Origin of the sequence: Alteribacillus bidgolensis, assembly GCF_002886255.1 — a bacterium.
GTDB lineage: Bacteria > Bacillota > Bacilli > Bacillales > Marinococcaceae > Alteribacillus > Alteribacillus bidgolensis.
Genome location: NZ_KZ614149.1, coordinates 3,735,045 through 3,751,346, shown reverse-complemented (window position 1 = coordinate 3,751,346; position 16,302 = coordinate 3,735,045). Strand labels below are relative to the sequence as shown.

Below are 16,302 nucleotides of genomic sequence, written 5' to 3'. Positions count from 1 at the left end.
ATAAGGATTCAGCAGCAGGCCAAGCTTTTTTGGATATTTCAATCCTTACTGCCTAGTGCGATGGCTTTGCTTTATTTCCACGTAACGTTTGGTAATACATTTTCTTTAATAACCCGGTCTTTATGGTTCACTACCGTTTTTAAAATTTCACGAATAACTTCATCAGTTAAAAGATGAGGTTCAAGTCCAAGATCTCTCAGCTTGGTATTAACTGCTTCATAGAAATGATTTTCAAGCTCTACCCGAGGGTTTTCCAAATGCGCCACATCTATGGTATAACCTTCTTCTTTTGCAACTTTTTGAACCTTATTGGCAAGATCTAAAACAGTGAACTCTTCTGTGAATTGGTTAAATACGCGGAATTCTCCTTTATCAGCAGGGTTTTCTGCTGCGATTTCAATGCATCTAACGGTATCTCTTATATTAAGGAAGCCACGAGTTTGTCCGCCTTCTCCATATACAGTGAGATCATGTCCAATCGTAGACTGAATAATAAAACGGTTTAAAGCTGTTCCAAACACCCCATCATAGTCGAGACGGTTAGCTAAAACTGGATCCATTTGTGTTTCATCGGTATCAAGACCGTAAACAATTCCCTGGTTTAAATCTGTTGCTCGTATCCCCCAAATTTTACATGTAAACATTATATTATGGCTGTCGTGCACTTTGGAAAGGTGGTAAAAAGAGCCTGGCTGTTTTGGGTAAGGTAGGACATCTTTACGCCCTTTATGCTCCACTTCTAAATAACCCTCTTCAATTGGAATATTTGGAGTTCCGTACTCTCCCATTGTCCCCAGTTTAATCAAATGACAGTCAGGAACTACTTCTTTGATGCCATATAAAACGTTTAAGGTGCCTACAACATTATTAACTTGGGTATATATAGCATGTTCACGGTCAATCATGGAGTAAGGAGCTGAACGCTGCTCGGCAAAATGGACGAATGCCTCTGGCTTCTCGCGCTTAAGTACTTCCTTTAAGAAGTCGTAATGGTTGAGATCGCCTTCGTATGTACGGATTTCATTACCAGTTAGTTCTTTCCATTTTTGAACACGCTCTTCTAATGAAGCAATTGGAGTAATTGAGTTTGACCTTAACTCATCGTCATATTTTCTTCTTACCAGATTGTCAATAATTGACACATCATGCCCTTGTTTTGATAAATACAAGGCCGTGGGCCATCCACAAAATCCATCTCCGCCAGCAACGATAATATTCACGTTACTACCTCCACTCTTGAAATAGTTTCTATTACTAAAATTGATTCTATATGAACGCCGTAAAGACGTTTTTTCATATTTAAGCTTTAAAATATGGGACCATAGAAAAGGTATCATGTTCTGCTGTATTTCGCAAATATTACACTGTTAAAAGAATATACTCCTTCTAATACTTTCTCTCCATTCTCATTGTACCCTTTTATCAATTTTAACTATATTCTCACAATCCGCTTAGCAATTAAAAAATAGAGAATGTCCTTCCTTGTGGCCTGTGTTTTAAAACTTGCGATTACGTTGCAGAACTAATTAACTAGATCCGTTGAAGACAAAAAGTGTCGGTCTATACCTAAAAAGAGCTGTTCAACCTAACTTGGAACAGCTCCATGCATCGATATTACAAAATCATCCACCTATATATCTTTGATACAAGACCCGAGCTCTGGATTTATCGTTTTCTCCGTGTATGATCGTTCTGCCGTCCTGAAAAATAACAAATCGTTTGCCCTCAAGATTTAGGACAATAAGATGTTTATTTTCTTGTTGAATGGCTTTTGAATATCTCTTTTTTAAATCAGGTAATGCCAGGTATTGCTGTTCTGCCGGCCGGACTTGTACGGCATTACGCCCGCATAACACCTCTGTTTTTGCACGGTTTTTGTATTCCAAAAATGGATATGAGGCTTCTTTACCGCAAGATGGACAGTCCTCTTTTTTTAACAACTTAACATCAATAGCAGAAGATTCATTGTTCCAAAGGTTAAATGATAATAATTTCATTCGTAAGGCAGACCAGTTTTCTGTTAAAATTTTCAGCGCTTCTGTGGATTGATGCGAACTGACCATTTGTACGGCCGGCGCAATAATCCCTGCTGTATCACACGTTTCCCCATCAAGTGGAATATCTTCCATTAAACAATGAAGGCAAGGGGTGTTTTGAGGCAGAATAGTAAAAGTAATGCCATAGCTGCCCACACAAGCTCCGTATATCCATGGCAGGCCATGTTTTTGACAAAAATCATTAATAAGCATTCTCGTATCAAAATTGTCCAGCGCATCAATAAACAAATCTGCTGGAAGTGCTTGCTCTAATACAAAAAAGTCAGCCTCTCCTGTAACACTTATTATCTCTGTTTCCGTATTTATTGCTTGCAATCTATTTTTAGCTGCTTCTGCTTTTGGCAGTTTTACTCTTGCATCTTGTTCAGTATAAAGCTGCTGACGGTTCAAGTTGCTGTATTCAACGAAATCACGATCAATAATCGTAATTTTCCCAACTCCTGCTCGTACTAGTGTTTCTGCGGCTGAACTTCCTAGTGCTCCGGCTCCAACAATGACTGCGTGCTTGGTATTTAAGAGCTGCTGGCCAGTTTTACCGATTCCATAAAAGAGTTCTTGCCTGGAATAACGGCTCTCCATCAAAGCTTGCTCATTCCTTCAACCGGACTGCTTGCTTGGGCATACATTTTCTTTTCAATACGTTCCGCTTCAAATCCTAAACGGCCAGCTTCCACTGCATATTTCATTGCTTCCGCCATTTTCAAAGGATCTCCAGCTCCAGACACTGCAGTGTTTAATAGTACCCCGTCAGCTCCTAGTTCCATTGCGTAAGAGGCATCTTTAGGGCTGCCAATCCCAGCATCGACAATAACAGGAACTTCAGCTTGTTCGATAATGTGAGATAAATTATATGGATTTATAATCCCAAGCCCAGTACCTATTGGGGAGGCGCCAGGCATAACGGCATGAATGCCAAGCTCCTGCAGACGTCTGGCCAGTACAACATCATCAGACGTATAAGGAAGAACAATAAAACCTTCGTCAAGCAGCATTTCTGTAGCTTTTATCGTTTCTATCGGGTCAGGTAAAAGCGTCTTGTCACACCCAATAACTTCTACTTTAATCATGTCACACATATTAGCTGCTTGAGCCATTTTTGCAATTCGTACAGCTTCTTCTGCTGTTTTTGCACCTGCAGTATTTGGCAGCAGTTTAAACCCGCTGAGATCCATGCTTTCAAATGGGTCTGGCTGACTGTCATCAAATATATTCATTCGTCTTACGGCAAACGTAAGCACTCCCGTTTCAGAAGCCTCTACCGCCTGCTTTTGCACTTCCCCGCTAGCATATTTTCCGGTTCCTAGAAATAACCTCGACTGAAAAGTATATGGACCGATATTTAACATCGTATTATCCTCCTCCAACGAAATGAACTATTTCAAATTTATCCCCGTCCTTCACGGGTTCATTGTCATGTTGTTCTTTGACTAAAATATTTCCATTTCTTTCTACTACAGCTTTTTTTTGACCGATTTGTAGATGGCTGAGCAGTAATGTCACAGTGGAATTATTATCAGGTATTTCTTTTGTCGTGCCGTTAATGATTAGTTTCAACTAGATCCTCCTTTCCTTCTTTTAAACGCAATGGATCAAATGCCCTGATCCATTCCTCATTTTCAGCAGTACCTTCTATCAAATCTGCCATCCATTCCCCAGTTAATGCAGATAACAATATACCGTTACGGTAGTGGCCAGCTGCCATCCACAATCCTTTTATGGAAACAGCGCCCAAATACGGCATACCGTCAATCGTTTGCGGCCGCACACCGCTCCATGCCTCTATCCATTCAGCGTTCTGAAGGTCAGGGACAAGCCGGATTGCTTTAGAAAGAAGTTCCTGAACAGCTCCTGCACTAACCGGTTTATCCATTCGGCCATTTTGTTCGGTTGCACCTATAATAATGGTTCCGCCGGGCTTTGGAACAAGGTAAAGATCAGAAGCATGAATGGTTGCTTTCATTATTGGTTTTGCAGGTTTGACTGATATACACTCGCCTTTTACTGGAATCATAGAAGGGATATACGTTTGTGCAGTTGGAATTAAATCAGTCGAGGCCCCGCCAGCAAGCACTACATGTTCGGCATAAAAACAGCCAGAAGGCGTCGTCACCCCATTTATTCTTCCATTTTCCTCCAACAATCCTGTGACAGGAGTAAATTCGTATATATCTGCTCCTAATAGGTTTGCTCCGCGTGCATAGGCCTGGGTTAATTCTTTAGCTTTCACCTGGCCATCTCCAGGAATATAAAGGGCTCCTTTTATATCACCCTTTATGTTAGGCTCCTGGACAGAGATTTCATTCGGATCCCTCCACTCTGCTCGTTCTCCCGCCTTTTTTTGAAAAGCGAGCATGTCTAAAAGATGATTTACTTCCGTATCAGCCTGAGCCACTTTCAGCATTCCATTCCGTACATAAGACACGGGAATTCCAGACGTTTCTTCTAATTCAGGTACCAATTCAGAGAACATATCTCTGCTTTTTCTCGCAAAATCAAAAAAAGGACCGTTTTCTTTGATTTCAACCTGTGCCCCAAGCATTCCAGCAGCTGCGCTGGATGCTTCTGCACCAACTCTAGTTTTTTCAAGCACAGCTGCTCTATAACCTCTTTTGGACATTTGATAAGCGATAGAGCAGCCATTGACACCGCCGCCAATAATCAGCACATCATATGCTTTATTCATGTAATGCCTCCTCTTTTAACGCTTTTTGATAAGCTTTTGCCTTCTCGATTGGTTGGGCTGCTCCATAGATGCCAGACATTACAGCAATACCTTTGGCTCCGTGAGAAACACAATCCTTCACTCTTTCAGAAGTGATTCCTCCTATCGCTATAACCGGACATTTTACTGAACTTACAACCTGCTGCAGCGATTTTAAACCTCTTGGAAGAGTATTTTGTTTACTGTTTGTTTCAAAAACATGTCCAAAAAATAAATAGTCTGCACCATCCATTTCTTTTTTTACAGCGCTTTCTTTGCTGTGAATAGAACAGCCTGTTAACCATTTATCTTCAACAGTTTTATGAATAGGTACGTTTTCAGGAAAATGAACGCCTCCTAAACCATACGAAGCTATCAACTCCGGCCGATTATTAAGAATAATTTTATGAGGAGGTACTTCTGCGTTTAATAATCCCAATATTGCAGCGTCCATTTTTTTTTCATCCCACAGCTTTTCACGAATGTGAATGAAATCTACGTACGAATGAACGTTGGCGGTTATATCCAACCACCTTTCTAGGGATTGATTTCCAGTAGAAATAACGTGTAAGAACGGTTTCATAATACCTCCTCTTCATTTAAAAAGACCGCTTTCCTGAAAGTGGAAAGCGGTCTGGTCAGCTTTGTCTGTTATGTCCATTTCGCTCCACTTTCCTCCGCTGGAATAATCCAGTTCAGGTTCTGAGGGTTTTAAAGGTTCACTTTAATCTCAGCCTTTCTTTAAGGCACCCCTAGTGGTTGTATTTAGTATTTTTCTAAATTTTAAAACAAACATGCCGAATCTGTCAAACTAAGAAAAGTGATTTTAACGGCAACTGTGGTAAAATATAGGAAGTTAAAGCAAGGACGTGTTATTTATGATACAAGTACTTCCTTCAAAAAAATATGCAATACTTATATTAACAGCAGGAATGGCAGCTCTGTTTGTCGTAATGGGTATTGGCAGATTCGCTTACACTCCCATCCTGCCATTAATGGTAGAAGCAACACATTTAAATAATGAAACAGCCGGATACTTGGCTTCTAGCAATTACTTTGGCTATCTTGTAGGTGCTCTTCTAGCAGGAAAAATGGCATGGAAAAAAGGAAAAGCCTATTATGCATATTTTCATTTGATCTTGAACATAGCTTCTACTTTCTTGATGGGAGTTGTTGTAAATGAGTTAATCTGGCATCTTTTACGCTTTTTATCTGGGGTAACAAGCGGTATTGTTTTTGTTCTTGTTTCAAGTATTGTTATAGATTACCTAGTCAGCGCAGGACATGCTTCTTGGACAGGATACCTATTTGGAGGAGTAGGATTAGGTATATTTTCAACTGGACTTCTTGTACCGCTATTATCCATTTCATTTGACTGGGCAGGGATTTGGATTGCTCTTGGAATACTATCCACTATTCTAGGATTATTTACCTGGAAAAGACTTTCTGAAGCACCTGAAAAAGAGAGCATTGAAATAAAAAACGCAGAAAATAATCTAGTACAGTCAAAAACGAAAACGATATTACCGTGGCTTTGCGCCGCTTATGGACTCGAAGGAATCGGTTACATAATCAGCGGGACTTATTTGGTCGCTTTTGCAGCTGAAATTCCGATGCTTCAATCGAACCCTTCTTTAAGCTGGGTTTTAGTCGGTGCGGCTGCTGCTCCCTCATGCGTTATATGGTCTGGAGTTGCTTCTAAAATTGGAAACCTTGCTGCACTGCAGGCTGCTTTTTTTCTGCAAATATCAGGTGTTCTTTTCCCTGTGATTTTCTTTAATGGTTTCGGAGCATTAGTTGGCTCTTTTCTCTTTGGAGCAACCTTTATGGGGATTGTGACACTAACTATGGCAGAAGCGAGGAATGCTGCTGCGGGACAAAGTAATAATATAATTGGAGGATTTACTTTCATTTACAGCCTTGGCCAAATGATCGGACCCATTGCTGCCGGCTTACTCATATCGGCAACAGCAGCTCTATCTTCCTCTTTTTACTTTGCAGGTGCTGTACTTTTAACTGGAATGGGGTGTCTTGGGATAGCACAAGGACTGCAAAAAAACAGATGAAATCAAAAGTTTCTTACCCTTCACTGAAATGATAGAAAGGAGAATATGTATGCCATACATTAATATTAAAATTACAAAAGAACAAGAGCCAGTAACTGCTGAACAAAAAAAGGAGCTCATTGCTGGGAGTACCAAGTTGTTACAAGACGTACTTGGTAAAAATCCTAACACTACTGTGGTCGTGATTGATGAAGTAGAAACAGACAACTGGGGCATTGGAGCAGAACCTATTACAGAACGGAGAAAAAGAGGAGAATAACTATTCAAAAGCAGGGCTGGCTTCTTTACACGATGGAGCCAGCCTCTTGATAAGATCTTCTATCTTATTTTACCGATACCATTTTATCTACGTGTTCGTGCAAATCTTCCTCATCTTCAATGTGAACGGTCATCATATAATCCCCTGATTCTTCGAAGGTATGAGAAGCAATGTATAAACCACTTTCTTCCTCAGCATCAACCCACTCCCGCGTCTCGTCTCCTTTTTGCCATATCTCAAGCCTTACTCTAGCATTACGTATCGGCTCTCCTTCTTCAGCAACTTGAAACGATATCTCCATTTCTTCTCCTGCTTTTAATTCAGATGGAGATTGCAAATCTGCTGTTACCGGAGAACCATGTTGATGACCAGCATGAATATCTGTTTCCTCACCATTATCTTCCGTTTTTTCAACGGACTGACCTACTGTAATTTCCTCCGTTGGCATGCTGTGCATTCCTCGAGCTGTCACATGCGCAGTAACATGGTAAATACCTTCCTCTTCAAAGGTGTGTGTAATCGAATATTTTTCATCTTCAGGTTCTTCAGCCAAAAATTCTTCGCTCTCCGCCTTGTCGCCTTCTTTCCATATTTCAAAAAGCACTTCATTAGCATCTGTCACTTTTTCTTCTCCTTGAGTAACAAAAGCCCCTATTTCTACTTCTTCCCCTTGTTCTGCTTTTTCTGCCATTTCCATTTCTACTTCTATTGGTTGTTCAGGATCATTGTTATCACTCGTTTGTCCGTCCTTTTCCTCCGTTTGACCACAAGCCGTTAATAGAAGACTTAATAGAAAGATGCCGCTTATCTTTTTCAATATTGTTCCCTTCTTTCCATAGTATTTCTAGTAATTATTGTACCAGTTTGAAAATTATATTTCGTTTAACACCTATGACACTTCTTTTACACTCCAATGATTGTAAGCAAAATCCACAAAGACGGCACACTTAAAAGTGTTGTCACTAATGTAATACTTGATACCAGCTGTGGACTGGAATCAAATTGAACAGCAATCATCGCTATGGTCGCTGCTGTCGGCATGGCAGTAGAAACAATCAATACAATGCTTAACGTGCTGTTTGTTTGAAGCAAAACAGTAAGCCCAAAAGCTATTAAAGGGGAAATCACAAGCCTTAACAAGGTACCTATACTGACTAGTTTCCAGTCCAGCGAAGAAATTGATATTTTTGACAGCTGCATCCCAAGAACCACCATTACAACAGGAATAGCAGCTTCCGCCACCATACTAACCGCATCCATATACGTTTCTTTTATGTCTATATGTAAAGCTTGAAACAACACTCCAAGTATTAATGCATAAAAAACAGGCATCTTTAACACAACCCGGAAAGCATCAGCTGCTGTTAAACTGCTTCGATTCGCCAAATATACTCCAGCTGTACTCATTAAGAGCGATTGAATAACCATAAATACTACGGAATATGCAAAAGCTGTTTCACCGAAAGCGAATAAAATCAACGGTGCACCGTAATTCCCAGCATTCATAAAAGTCACAGCAAGTCCCATACCGCTTGATTCTTTGGAATTCCACTTAAAAAAGTAAGCAAATAATCGATTAACGAGAAGCATAATTAATAAGAACAACACAGAAAAAACAGCAATTTTAAATAAGTCCCCATCAGGTTCTGTTGTATAAAATGTTCGAAAAACAAGAGCAGGTGTTAAAATATAAAGAGCAACAGATGAGACGGAACGCACATCTATCATCTGTTTTTTTTGCAGATAAAAACCTGTTAAAAAGATAAGAGCAATCGGTATTAAAACGTCAAAAAGTACAGTCATACAAAACCACCTTTAATTAAATCCATTAGAAAAACTCGGCTCGTCGCCAAGTGCCTAAGGCGAATGTCGTGTCGTGGTTTATCTTATGCTGTTACCCCTCAAACACTAAGCCTTTAAAAATATTGCCGCCTTTATTTTATCACACCACCTGCGCCAGTAGGTTAATCGTTTAATGTTCACGCTTTAACATCCGACGGAGCTTGTTTTTTTGTTTGCGTGAAACAAGAATATACAAGAAGTCATCTTCTTTAATTTCAGTCTCTCCATAAGGAGTAACTAAATTTTCGTCCCTAACAATTGCACTTATCAGTACTGTATTTGGAAACTCAATATCCTGAAGTTTCTTCCCGACAATAGGCGTATTTTCATCCGTTTTAAATTCTATAATTTCAGCATTTGCTTTGCCTATGGAAATTAATTCAAGGGAATGATGCGGCGTTTCTTTTTTCGGACCAGACAATCCAAGCTTTTTTGCCATAAACGAAAGCGACGAACCTTGAATAAGAGCAGAAGTTAGTACAATAAAAAATACAATATTAAAGATCATTTGTCCCTTTTCTACTTCTGCCACAATAGCAAATGTAGCCAGTACAATAGGCACTGCTCCTCGCAGGCCTGCCCAAGCCAAAAATGTTTTTTCTTTTAGCGAGTAGTTCATTGCAATGGTTGATAAAAATGTTGCGGCCGGACGTGCTATTAAAATAAGAACGGCAGATAACAGCATGCCGTTTATAATTACAGGGACAGATAGAATTTGTTCTGGAAAAGCAAGCAAACCAAGAATAATAAACATTAATATTTGTGCCATCCATGCAAAACCTTCATTGAAACGAAAAATCGAATGTCGATACGTCAGCTCTGAATTCCCAATAACCAGAGCAGCAACATATACAGCCAAAAAACCGCTGGCATTTATTAAGGAAGCTGTGCTGTATGTTAATAGTGCAAACGAAAGGGCAAAGATAGGATAAAGTCCACTCGAATCCAAGTTAATATGATTAATGGAGATAGAGGCAATTTTACCAAGTGCAAGCCCAATTAATAAACCCAGCCCCATCTGCCAAAAAAAGGAGCCAAACAAAAGTAAATAATTAGGCTGATTAACAGTGATCAATTCGATAAAGATTAAAGTCAAAAAGACAGCCATTGGATCATTTGTGCCTGATTCAGCTTCCATTGTTGCCCCAACTTTTGTGCTGATATTACGTTCTTTAAGCGAGGCAAATACAGCTGCAGCATCTGTTGAACCGACAATGGCTCCAAGTAAAAGGGCTTCAAGCCAAGTTAGATCGACAACAAATCGAGCGGCAAAACCAACAATCAAGGAAGTTATTAATACTCCGATTGTAGCCAGTGATATAGACGGCCACATAACCGGCCGGATGGTTGGCCATTTTGTCTGTGTACCACCTTCAAACAAAATAATAACTAACGCAATAATACCTACTAATTGAGCTTGTTCTGCGTTATCAAAATAAATAATTCCTAATCCATCGCTTCCAATTAACATTCCTACTAAAATAAACAGCACCAAGGAGGGCATACCAAGACGTGATGAAAATTTTGTGACACTGACGCCGACAATCAAAAGCAAAGCGGCTAGTAAGACAAAGGAATCGATATCAAAACTGCCGACAAACACGCTGGTTCCCCCTCTCTATAAATTTATATCCAGCTGAGGTTTTACTTGTTCTTTATTTATCCCGATGTATCTTAGCGTTTCAGCTGGCGTGTGATGACAAAAGCGTCTTTGTATTAGAGAAACAGCAATCCCCTTCTTATAGGCATGGTAACCAAACGTCTTTCGTAAGGTGTGGGGACCGATTTTTTCTGACAAACCCACATTTTCTGCTGCCCGGTTAATAATGCGATAAGCCTGCTGCCTGCTGATCGCTGTTTTCCCTCGAGAAGATAGGAACAAATAACTCTCTGGATTACTAAATGGATGTTTTTTCCCAAACCATCTCAGGGCACGCTTCACTTGCGCATTAAGATACACATCTTCTCTTTTTAATTTTAAAAAATCCACTGGTTCTCTGTTTTGATACACGTCTTTAATGGAGAGACTAAGAATTTCACTAATTCTTAACCCTGTGTTAATCTCCATAACAAACAGCAAATAATTTCTCGAAGATTGTTTTTTTAACTCACGTTTCATTAAAAAAATCACTTCTATTTCTTTTATGGGCCTTACATACTCCATTAATATGTGCTCCTTTTGTTCCATTAGTTACAAAAAACTGTGTTGACCTTATATTATGTTACTTTCATGGTAACACATGCTAGAAAAAAAATCTGAATATACGCTTAGTGCGACTCATTATTTCCATGTAAAAACCATAAAATAATCAAGTCTTATTTATGGGGAGGATAAACATGAGTTTTTTTAAAAACAAGTGGACTGCTCTTTTAGTCCTTTCCATGTTTTTTATAAACGTTTCTGTTAGTTTTGCTGTCATTTACATGGTTTTAGAAGTGACTGAATTGGGACATGTTATTGATCACTATGAACAGCACAAAGACCTTACAATAATCACATTTGTCTGGAAATCGATATATTTTAGTGTAATTACGATGGCAGCTGTCGGCTACGGTGATATTACCCCTGTCGGTTATTCCCAGCTTGTAGCTACCATTCAATCTGTGATCGGATATCTGTTTCCAATTATGCTTGTGTTTGTTCTCTCTTCCTCTGAAAAAGCCTAATGTTTGTTGAATAATAGCTTTTTTCTTGAGATAGTTAAAGAAGGAGGGACCGCACATGAATCACACAAAAAAGTTATCTTATACTGCTTTATTAATTGCGATTGCTACCGTTACAAGTCCTTTTGTTTCTATCCCAATAGGGTTCGCTAGGATTTTTCCCGTTCAGCACTTTGTCAATGTAATCTCTGCCGTTCTGCTTGGGCCTGGCTACGCCGTCATTCAAGCATTTGGCACCTCCCTTCTTCGGAATATGTTTGGGACAGGCTCCATCTTTGCTTTTCCTGGAAGTATGGTAGGAGCTCTATTTGCCGGCATTTTGTATAAATACACAAAAAAATTAAACATTAGTACAGCAGGAGAAGTTATTGGTACAGGAATTATTGGAGCTCTGCTTACATATCCTATTGCCCGCATTCTGCTCGGGGAAGCAACTGCTTTATTTGCATTTGTACCTTCCTTTTTATTGAGTGCATTCGCTGGAGGTATTCTTGCATATGCGTTACTTAAATTGTTTGAACAAAGAAATATATTACAACGAGTCCGCTCTTAAAAAGTTCTTGATGCAGCCCTTGTAAAAAACCCTAAAAACGAATATTATTAAACATGGTTTTTTTAAAGTTCGTTTTTAGGGTGATTATTTATGTTAGAGAAACTATTTAAACTACAGGCAAACAATACAAACACAAAAACAGAGCTGCTCGCCGGAATAACAACATTTTTAACAATGGCTTACATTGTAGTTGTTAATCCGATCATTCTTTCCGATGCAGGCGTTCCTTTTCAACATGTCTTTATGGCAACCATTATAGCTACGGTTGTTGGGACATTATGGATGGCTGTTTTTGCTAATTATCCAATCGCGGTAGCACCAGGGATGGGATTAAATGCTTATTTTGCTTACTCTGTAGTCGGAGCAAATGACCAAATCGGATACGAAGCAGCATTTGGGGCTGTTTTTGTGTCTGGAGTGTTATTTGTCATACTTTCCTTGACTCCTTTTCGGGAAAAATTAATTGAATCCATTCCCTCCAACTTAAAATATGGCATAACAGCTGGCATCGGGTTATTTATTGCCTTTATCGGCTTAAGAATGAGCGGGCTGATTGTAGCTCATCCAGAAAATTTAGTAGGTCTAGGTGATCTGCAGTCTCCTCAAGTGATTCTTACATTAATCGGGCTTGGTATTACTATTGTTTTCATGGCCATGAATGTAAATAGTGCCTTATTTTTAGGGATGGTTATTACCGGTATTATTGCATTTTTTACCGGCCACTTGAGTTTTGAAGATGGCTTCGCCTCGGCTCCGCCTAATCCAGAATGGTTTATATTCGGGTCTCCACTGGAAGCTTTTATCGATGTTTTTCAATACGGTCTATACGCTGTAGTATTTTCTTTTTTACTTGTTACTATTTTTGACACCACTGGTACAATGATCGGTGTTGCAGAGCAAGCAGGATTGATGAAAGGAAATAAAATGCCAAGAGTACGGCAGGCTTTATTAGCTGACTCGGTTGCAAAAACAGTCGGTTCTATTTTTGGGACAAGTCCGACCAGTGCTTATATTGAGTCCTCTTCAGGAGTAGCAGCAGGCGGAAGAACAGGACTTACAACCATAACTGTTGCAGTACTGTTTATCCTGGCGATCTTTTTTGGACCTGCAGTTAGTGCTGTTTCAGGACTTCCTGCTATCACTTCTCCTGTCCTAATTATTGTAGGGAGCCTGATGCTTGGATCCGTCTCACAAATCAAATGGCAAGCATTTGATGAAGCTTTTCCTGCCTTTTTAGTAATTTTAAGCATGCCATTAACTTCAAGCATTGCTACTGGAATCGCTTTTGGATTTATTTCTCATCCACTGATTAAATTAGTTAAAGGGAAGGGAAAGACTGTTCACCCGCTTGTTTATATATTCGCTTTCCTATTTTTGTTCCAGCTCATTTATTTACCGCATTAAAAACTCAGCAGGTAAAAATTTTCATGTAAAAAGGAATGGTAAATGTGTCGGAGTTTACTCATTTTAATGAACAAGGCCGTGCCAAAATGGTTGATATTACAGAAAAAAAAGAAACAGCACGAATAGCAATAGCAAGATCTAGTATCACAGTGACCAAAGCAGTGTACGACCAGATTCAGGAAGGCAAAAACAAAAAGGGGGACGTGTTTGCAGTTTCTCAGGTAGCAGGAATTATGGGAGCCAAAAAAACATCAGATATTATACCAATGTGTCACCCGCTTTCCTTAAATGGAGTGGATATTCAATTTGAATGGTCTATTTCGGAGGATGAAAAATATACCATTCTCATTACATCTGAAGTAAAAGTAAAAGGGAACACAGGGGTTGAAATGGAAGCTCTCACAGCCGCTTCAACTGCAGCACTCACGATTTACGATATGTGTAAAGCAGTAGATAAGGGCATGATTATCGGTCCAACTTACTTGTTAAAGAAAACCGGCGGTAAAAACGGGGACTTTGAAAGATCATAACCAAGAGGAAGGACAGCATCCTTGACGGTATTAGAAAACGCCAAGTCCAAATTACAGAACTCGTAGTTTTGCTTATACTTTGATACTTTAAAAAGTTAAATATTCCTATAGTGCAGAAAAGCCAGAGCATAGGTTGTAAAAACCTGGGGCTCTGGCTTTTTATTATCCAATAACGTTAAAGCCTAGAAGTAATACAACAATAATTAAAATAATACAAGCAGCCCACAAACCGCCTTGAGGTTCATTTCTCTTCTTACGAGCAACCAGCATTTCCATCACGGCAATAAGTATAATGGCAAGCACTCCTTTTAAAATATAAAGAAGCGGAAAATTGTAAAAGAAGAGAGTTCCAATACCTGTTATTATCATGATTAGTGCGAACAAGCGCTGCAGCATCAATGTGATCTTTTGTTTTGTGAAAAAATAGCTAATAACAAAAAACAAAATAAGGAAAAACCATGAACCTGCGTGAGATTCGTAAAAAATGCTTTCCATCGTGCTCATTTCTCCTTTTTAAAAAATTTAAGTATTACATGTTTTTTACTTCATCTTCTCTTCTCAGCATATAGAACTAAAAAACCCTCTGCAAGGGATTACCCCTATTGTTAAAGAAGTATCACTTTTTTCACAAGTGTTATGATATAAGCTTTAATCCAATTACTGCTGATACGATTAATGCTATACAACTTAATCTTAATAAACTTTTAGGTTCACCGTACCAAACAATTCCTGCAAGTGCTCCCCCCGCTGCTCCTATTCCTGTCCATACCGCATAGGCTGTCCCCATTGACAGGGTTTCCATAGCTAAAGACAGAAATAAAAAACTTAAACCAAACCCCGCTGTCATCAAAACAAAAGCTGTTTTACTTTTTTCGGTATGTAACTTATTAATCATGGTAACCCCTGTCATCTCAAATAATCCAGCAATTATTAGGTAAAACCATGCCATTACATTCGAACCCCCTTCTGCTCCTGCGCAGTATCATCAGCTGCCAATTTGAGGCCGATAACCCCAATTAACAGAACAAGGATTAATATTATTTTCATTATCTTTACAGGTTTCCCAAAAAAAATAATATCAGCTAGAATGGTTCCTGCTGTTCCTAGTCCAACAAACACAGCATAAGCGGTGCCGACAGGTATATTTTTTCCAGCCATTACTAATAAATAAAAGCTGACATACATTGCAAAGAGTGTTCCTCCCCACTCTAAAACAGTAGAAGCGTACTTTAAACCAATTACCCACATGACTTCAAATACAGCAGCCGTAACGACCTTTAACCAATCCATATTCATTATACAATTCACCTCAAAAGAAGCCCGAGAGTCCTCATTTTTCAGAAGATCTCCCGGGCTTTTTTCCCTCCGTGCCACAGTTTGTACTGTGTGTTTTCTCTCGGACCAGGCCTAAATAAGCGGAACCCTAGAAAACAATTTGTATTTTTATTATAACGAAAAAACAGAACTAGTGTTATAAAAATTTTGCTTACCATTAATTTTTTATTCTGTATTCTAAATTATACTTCTTTACAGTAACTACAATGCTTTTTCTATTGGTTTTCATACCACCTATCTCCTTTTATATTTATGAGTGATCTACATAACCTAATTAATGTCGGTTCAACACCCCATTTCAGTTGACCTGAAATTTTAAAAGGAGACCTATAATGATCTCATTGAGGAGGATGATCATGGGTATATTAAGTGGAAACCAACACGAAGAACCGATGCATTACGGGGAAGTCTTCAGTTTGTGGACCTATTTAACTGGACTTAAGGGCGCTATTTCTAGCTATCAGACCTATATGAACCACGCAGGAGACGCTGATTTGTTTAAATTGCTTGAAGACATGGTAGATGGCGCAAGACGGGAAGAAATGGAAATTGAACAAGTGTTAAAAGAAAACGGTGTTGGGCTGCCTCCTTCTCCTCCGGAAAGAGCTTACTCTCACCCGGAAGATATACCGATAGGAGCGCGTTTTAACGATCCGGAAATATCAGCATTGATTGCCAGAGATATAGCGACTGGTTTAGTTGGCTGCAGCCAAATCATTGGCGAAAGTACCCGTGAAGACATTGCTATGTTATTCGGTCAATATCACACGAATAAAGCACAAGCAGGTGCGAAGGTACTGCGAATGAACAAAGAAAAAGGCTGGCTTGTTTTACCGCCGCTTCATATGAATGCTCCTCAAGGGGTAACCGTATAACAAATATAGGGAGAGA

20 protein-coding genes and 2 riboswitches are annotated in these 16,302 nt (G+C 39.3%); of the genes, 7 read left to right on the top strand and 13 right to left on the bottom strand.

Features of this window, described 5'->3' with window-relative positions:
- Positions 1-71: 71 nt before the first annotated feature.
- The 6 genes from CEF16_RS18670 to CEF16_RS18645 form a co-directional block, all read right to left on the bottom strand.
- Positions 72-1,220: an NAD-dependent epimerase/dehydratase family protein gene (locus CEF16_RS18670; protein WP_091584656.1), complete on the bottom strand. Its 1,149-nt coding sequence runs from the start codon at positions 1,218-1,220 to the stop codon at positions 72-74.
- A gap of 402 nt (positions 1,221-1,622) precedes the next feature.
- The gene (locus CEF16_RS18665; RefSeq protein WP_091584654.1) at positions 1,623-2,636 is read right to left on the bottom strand and encodes a ThiF family adenylyltransferase; all 1,014 of its coding nucleotides are present in this window, start codon (positions 2,634-2,636) and stop codon (positions 1,623-1,625) included.
- Positions 2,636-3,403 (bottom strand): thiazole synthase, encoded by a 768-nt coding sequence (locus tag CEF16_RS18660; RefSeq protein ID WP_091584652.1) that lies wholly within the window; start codon positions 3,401-3,403, stop codon positions 2,636-2,638. The genes CEF16_RS18665 and CEF16_RS18660 overlap by 1 nt, the downstream gene beginning before the upstream one ends.
- A 4-nt stretch (positions 3,404-3,407) precedes the next feature.
- Positions 3,408-3,611: a sulfur carrier protein ThiS gene (gene thiS / locus CEF16_RS18655; protein WP_091584649.1), complete on the bottom strand. Its 204-nt coding sequence runs from the start codon at positions 3,609-3,611 to the stop codon at positions 3,408-3,410.
- Positions 3,595-4,740 carry a glycine oxidase ThiO gene (thiO, locus tag CEF16_RS18650; protein WP_091584647.1) on the bottom strand — a complete coding sequence of 382 codons (1,146 nt, stop codon included), beginning with the start codon at positions 4,738-4,740 and terminating at the stop codon, positions 3,595-3,597. The genes thiS and thiO overlap by 17 nt, the downstream gene beginning before the upstream one ends.
- On the bottom strand, positions 4,733-5,341 hold the full coding sequence (locus CEF16_RS18645) for a thiamine phosphate synthase (RefSeq protein ID WP_091584645.1): 609 nt from the start codon (positions 5,339-5,341) through the stop codon (positions 4,733-4,735). The genes thiO and CEF16_RS18645 overlap by 8 nt, the downstream gene beginning before the upstream one ends.
- Before the next feature lie 72 nt (positions 5,342-5,413).
- A riboswitch (TPP riboswitch) is annotated at positions 5,414-5,522 on the bottom strand.
- Between the two features lie 114 nt (positions 5,523-5,636).
- On the opposite strand from CEF16_RS18645, the gene CEF16_RS18640 reads away from it, so the two are divergent.
- Complete coding sequence (locus CEF16_RS18640) at positions 5,637-6,824, top strand: YbfB/YjiJ family MFS transporter (RefSeq protein ID WP_096241762.1); 1,188 nt, start codon at positions 5,637-5,639, stop codon at positions 6,822-6,824.
- A gap of 49 nt (positions 6,825-6,873) precedes the next feature.
- The gene (locus CEF16_RS18635; RefSeq protein ID WP_091584642.1) at positions 6,874-7,083 is read left to right on the top strand and encodes a 2-hydroxymuconate tautomerase family protein; all 210 of its coding nucleotides are present in this window, start codon (positions 6,874-6,876) and stop codon (positions 7,081-7,083) included.
- Between the two features lie 64 nt (positions 7,084-7,147).
- Here the strand turns inward: CEF16_RS18635 and CEF16_RS18630 are convergent, their stop codons facing one another.
- The 4 genes from CEF16_RS18630 to CEF16_RS18615 all read right to left on the bottom strand — a co-directional run bounded on the left by CEF16_RS18630 (position 7,148) and on the right by CEF16_RS18615 (position 11,089).
- Positions 7,148-7,900, bottom strand: a complete 753-nt coding sequence (locus tag CEF16_RS18630; protein ID WP_091584640.1) for a FixH family protein — start codon at positions 7,898-7,900, stop codon at positions 7,148-7,150.
- 86 nt (positions 7,901-7,986) lie between these two features.
- Positions 7,987-8,886: an AEC family transporter gene (locus tag CEF16_RS18625; RefSeq protein WP_091584638.1), complete on the bottom strand. Its 900-nt coding sequence runs from the start codon at positions 8,884-8,886 to the stop codon at positions 7,987-7,989.
- A 169-nt stretch (positions 8,887-9,055) separates the two neighbouring features.
- Positions 9,056-10,528: a potassium/proton antiporter gene (locus tag CEF16_RS18620; protein WP_091584636.1), complete on the bottom strand. Its 1,473-nt coding sequence runs from the start codon at positions 10,526-10,528 to the stop codon at positions 9,056-9,058.
- A 15-nt stretch (positions 10,529-10,543) separates the two neighbouring features.
- Positions 10,544-11,089: a tyrosine-type recombinase/integrase gene (locus CEF16_RS18615; RefSeq protein ID WP_091584634.1), complete on the bottom strand. Its 546-nt coding sequence runs from the start codon at positions 11,087-11,089 to the stop codon at positions 10,544-10,546.
- A 173-nt stretch (positions 11,090-11,262) separates the two neighbouring features.
- On the opposite strand from CEF16_RS18615, the gene CEF16_RS18610 reads away from it, so the two are divergent.
- The 4 genes from CEF16_RS18610 to moaC all read left to right on the top strand — a co-directional run bounded on the left by CEF16_RS18610 (position 11,263) and on the right by moaC (position 14,076).
- The gene (locus CEF16_RS18610; protein WP_170032111.1) at positions 11,263-11,592 is read left to right on the top strand and encodes an ion channel; all 330 of its coding nucleotides are present in this window, start codon (positions 11,263-11,265) and stop codon (positions 11,590-11,592) included.
- Between the two features lie 55 nt (positions 11,593-11,647).
- Positions 11,648-12,142: an energy coupling factor transporter S component ThiW gene (thiW, locus tag CEF16_RS18605; RefSeq protein ID WP_091584630.1), complete on the top strand. Its 495-nt coding sequence runs from the start codon at positions 11,648-11,650 to the stop codon at positions 12,140-12,142.
- A gap of 90 nt (positions 12,143-12,232) precedes the next feature.
- Positions 12,233-13,546, top strand: a complete 1,314-nt coding sequence (locus CEF16_RS18600) for an NCS2 family permease (RefSeq protein WP_091584628.1) — start codon at positions 12,233-12,235, stop codon at positions 13,544-13,546.
- Between the two features lie 44 nt (positions 13,547-13,590).
- Positions 13,591-14,076, top strand: coding sequence for a cyclic pyranopterin monophosphate synthase MoaC (gene moaC / locus CEF16_RS18595; RefSeq protein ID WP_091584626.1), 486 nt, complete (start codon positions 13,591-13,593; stop codon positions 14,074-14,076).
- A 162-nt stretch (positions 14,077-14,238) separates the two neighbouring features.
- On the opposite strand, the gene CEF16_RS18590 is transcribed toward moaC, so the two are convergent.
- The 3 genes from CEF16_RS18590 to CEF16_RS18580 all read right to left on the bottom strand — a co-directional run bounded on the left by CEF16_RS18590 (position 14,239) and on the right by CEF16_RS18580 (position 15,372).
- Positions 14,239-14,571 (bottom strand): DUF1516 family protein, encoded by a 333-nt coding sequence (locus CEF16_RS18590; RefSeq protein ID WP_091584625.1) that lies wholly within the window; start codon positions 14,569-14,571, stop codon positions 14,239-14,241.
- 139 nt (positions 14,572-14,710) lie between these two features.
- The gene (locus CEF16_RS18585; protein ID WP_091584623.1) at positions 14,711-15,025 is read right to left on the bottom strand and encodes a DMT family transporter; all 315 of its coding nucleotides are present in this window, start codon (positions 15,023-15,025) and stop codon (positions 14,711-14,713) included.
- Positions 15,025-15,372: a DMT family transporter gene (locus CEF16_RS18580; RefSeq protein WP_091584621.1), complete on the bottom strand. Its 348-nt coding sequence runs from the start codon at positions 15,370-15,372 to the stop codon at positions 15,025-15,027. Before CEF16_RS18580 ends, CEF16_RS18585 begins: the two co-directional genes overlap by 1 nt.
- Before the next feature lie 48 nt (positions 15,373-15,420).
- Positions 15,421-15,514: riboswitch (guanidine-I (ykkC/yxkD leader) on the bottom strand.
- A gap of 253 nt (positions 15,515-15,767) precedes the next feature.
- On the opposite strand from CEF16_RS18580, the gene CEF16_RS18575 reads away from it, so the two are divergent.
- Positions 15,768-16,286, top strand: coding sequence for a DUF3231 family protein (locus CEF16_RS18575; protein WP_091584619.1), 519 nt, complete (start codon positions 15,768-15,770; stop codon positions 16,284-16,286).
- Positions 16,287-16,302 lie beyond the last annotated feature (16 nt).